This window comes from Deinococcota bacterium (genome assembly GCA_030858465.1).
Lineage (GTDB): Bacteria > Deinococcota > Deinococci > Deinococcales > Trueperaceae > JALZLY01.
The window spans coordinates 1-3128 of the sequence record JALZLY010000079.1 but is presented as its reverse complement, the minus strand read 5'-3'; the positions used below and the strand labels follow the sequence as shown (position 1 = coordinate 3128).

Annotated in this window: 3 protein-coding genes; 1 reads left to right on the top strand and 2 read right to left on the bottom strand. The window is 63.9% G+C overall.

Features of this window, described 5'->3' with window-relative positions; translation table 11 throughout:
- Positions 1-635 (bottom strand): MFS transporter (locus M3498_03735; GenBank protein MDQ3458406.1); only part of this gene is annotated, 635 nt, incomplete at its 3' end.
- A 422-nt stretch (positions 636-1057) separates the two neighbouring features.
- Between M3498_03735 and M3498_03730 the strand changes: the two genes are divergently transcribed.
- Positions 1058-2119 (top strand): ankyrin repeat domain-containing protein, encoded by a 1062-nt coding sequence (locus M3498_03730; GenBank protein MDQ3458405.1) that lies wholly within the window; start codon positions 1058-1060, stop codon positions 2117-2119.
- A 42-nt stretch (positions 2120-2161) separates the two neighbouring features.
- Here the strand turns inward: M3498_03730 and M3498_03725 are convergent, their stop codons facing one another.
- Positions 2162-3025: a hypothetical protein gene (locus M3498_03725; GenBank protein MDQ3458404.1), complete on the bottom strand. Its 864-nt coding sequence runs from the start codon at positions 3023-3025 to the stop codon at positions 2162-2164.
- Between the last annotated feature and the right edge of the window lie 103 nt (positions 3026-3128).

The window sequence follows — 3128 nt, the reverse complement described above, 5'->3', positions numbered from 1 at the left end:
CCGGGCGTGGCGAGCACCTGCCGCCACTCGAGCACAAAGCCCTTTCGCTCCTCTCGGGTCTTGGGCGTGAAGGTCTCCTGGACTCCCAGCCAGACGATCACCCCGGCGATGAAGAGCAAGACGGCGGTGCCGTAGAAGGCCGCCCTCGGCCCGACCGCGTCGAAGAGCAGCCCGCCCAGGATGGGGCCGAGCGCCACCCCGCTCCAGGTGCCGACCTGCAAGAGGCCCATCGCGTAGCCCGTGCGCTCGCGCGGCGCCGAGGCGGCGACCAGGGCGTTGGTCGCGGCGACGGTGCCGGTTACCAGGCCCTGGAGGGCCCGGAGCAGGACGAGCTCCTCGGCCGAGCGGACGAAGCCCATCAAGAGGATGATGATGGCGCCACCGAACATCGCCCGCTCGACCATGCGCTTGCGCCCGTAGCGGTCGGCGACGCTGCCCCAGATCGGCGAGGCGATCATCATGGTCAAGGCCTGCGCGGAGATGACCAGGCCCGCCAAGAGCTCGACGCTGAGGCCGCTCTGGCTGCCCAGGGCGCCGACGTAGAGGGGCAGGAAGGGAAAGATGCTCGAGAAGCCCACCGCGGTGACGAGCTGGGCGAAGATGAGGATGTAGAGGTTGCGCTGCCAGGCTTCCATAGCGTTGTCGAGCCATAGCGTTGTCGAGCCATAGCGGCCGAATCGCCAGCTATCCTAACGCCGCTCGTGCGGCAGGAATGTTCAGTTGTCAAGTCAGTTGTTAAGACGGATCAGGCGGGTACTCGTAGGGCAGCACGATGAGAGACTTCGCCGCCGCACAACAACGCCAAGAGCCGGGGCTAATGGTGCGCGTCGTCAATCGTCGACTTCTGCAAAAAGCTGCCGAACAAGACTCCCGCGGCCGCCAGGACGCTGATGCCCGCGCCGATCAGTAGGGCGTATCCGATAATGGCTAAAAAGGTCGACATGTTTCACCTTCCTCTGGGTGTCATCATATGGGTGTCATCATATGGCTGTCATCATACCCGGCCGCGCCGCTTCGAGTACAATGGTTTCCGATGGTTTCAGCTTGGGAGGGTAGCGTGTTCAAGCGTTGGGGTTTCACCGTTCTGCTGCTTGCAATCCATGCCTGTGTGGGACTTGTCGGGGCTCGAGCCGGCGAGCCGCTCGTCACCGCCATCCAAAGCTACGACTACGACGCCTTTGACGACCTTGTCGCCAACCGGGTAGGCATCGATCGCCGCGACGCTCAGACTATGACCCCGCTCATGCACGCGGTCCTCAGCAACGAGGTCTCCTTCGTCGAGACGCTCATCCGCGCGGGGGCGGAGGTCAACGCCAAGACCCGCTTCGGCTACAGCCCTCTGCACTACGCGGCCTTTACGAGCGAAGCCGTCGTCAGGAGCCTGGTGTACTGGCGAGCGGAACTCGAGAGCCAAGACGAAGGGGGCAACACGCCTCTCCTGCTCCTGGCCGCGGACCCCGGGAGCGACCCGGCCATGCTGCGCCTGCTCCTGGGGCTCGGCGCGGACATCGCCGCGGTCAACGCGGACGGGGCGACCGCGCTCATCTTGGCCGCTCGGCACAATCCGAATGCCGAAGTCCTGGGCATCCTTTGCGGTGCAGGGGGCGAGGTCCTAAACGCCACCGACGCCCTGGGCAACACCGCGCTCAGCTACGTCATGGGTGGGCTGTCCGAGGAAGGGGAACTGCAACGGGTCGTCACCAACCAGCGAGGTATCCATACCCTGCTCGACTGTGGCGCCGATGTCAACAGCGAGATAAACGGCCGACTTCCCCTAGAGCTCGCCGAAGCGAACATGCACCTTCGCGGCAGCGCCTCCTACTGGCGCATCAACGATCTCACCGACAGGCCCACGGAGCTGGTCGGCCTTGGTCCACAGGGCGGCACGGGAGCTATCAGCCCCAGGCCCGTGAGGCTGCTCGTGGGTGAGCAGGAAAGCTTTACCTTTCAGATCGGGGAGGCTCCTGTCGCTTCCGTTCGCTGGCAGGCCGCCCTGGGGCAGATCGACGCTTCCGGGCTCTACCTGGCGACGGCGCCGGGCCGGGAGAGCATCACCGCCACCAACCGGAAGAACGAGCAGGAGACCTTTACCCTCATCTTCGTCGTAGAAGACCCTTGAGCCAAAGCTGCAAACAGCTTGACCCGGTTCGGCCTTTGCGGCTCAGCTCTCGAGGCGTCCATAGGCCCGCAGGGTCCGCAGGGCGCCAAGGCTGACCCAGCTGCGCCACGCCAGTTCGCAGCCGGGGCTGAGGGCCGGCCAAGGGACGAGCCAGCCGCCGTCCTCCTGCTGCTGAGCGATGAGTTCGTCAAGGTTCGCCCCGATCACCTCGTCGCTGAAAAGGGACCGGCAGGGGTGGTCCGGCGTCGGCGCCCAATCGAGAGGCTTTTTCACGTAGCCGCTCTCGTGAACACCGGCAACCAGTCCTGAAGAGAGAAGATGCTCTTGCAGACGCTCCAACTCGCGCTCGGCCCGGTCGCGGCCCTGAACGTGGTGGAGGAAGGTGAGAACGACCGCCATCTCGTGCATATCCTCCGGCAGGCGGTCAGGGATGTTTTCCCAGCAGTAAAGCGTCGCTCCTTCCAGCCAGGGATGGTGGACGTGATGTTTGTGGAGTAAGCCTGCAAGGGCGGCGGTGGGGTTTAGCGAGGCAGGAGGGTCGTCCTTCGTGCTCCACCAAGGAGCATGTGGATAGCCCTGAACGGAAGGCAGAACGAAGGGAACGCCGCCCTCCCCGGTGGTGATGGTCAGGAGAAAATCACAGGCGCGCTGCGCTATCTCTTCGTCAAAACCCACTTCGTCCATAATTTCCAGCGCGTGTTGAACGGGGACGGGCTGACTGTCCGGGCAGCGGATGTCCGGCTCGAGCGCGTTGCCAAAGCCGCCGTCCTCGTTCCGGTAGGCCGCTAAGGCCGCGAGCACCGCTCCCCTCGAGCCGCTCCTAAAGTGAAAGGCGAAGCGCTGCCGCTCCAAGAGACGGGCGTTTTTCCAAATAAACGTTTCTGCACGCGTTAAAACGTCGTTCATGGTAGTTCCTCCTTGTAGAACTGGTAGAAAAAGCTCGACTTTCTCGAATTGAGGGCTACTCACCCTGCAACACGGAGATAGTGCGCCCAGTAGCCTTTGTAGT

Excerpts from the sequence above, each read along its gene's own strand:
- M3498_03725 (MDQ3458404.1), bottom strand. The coding sequence starts at position 3,025 with ATGAACGACGTTTTAACGCGTGCAGAAACGTTTATTTGGAAAAACGCC.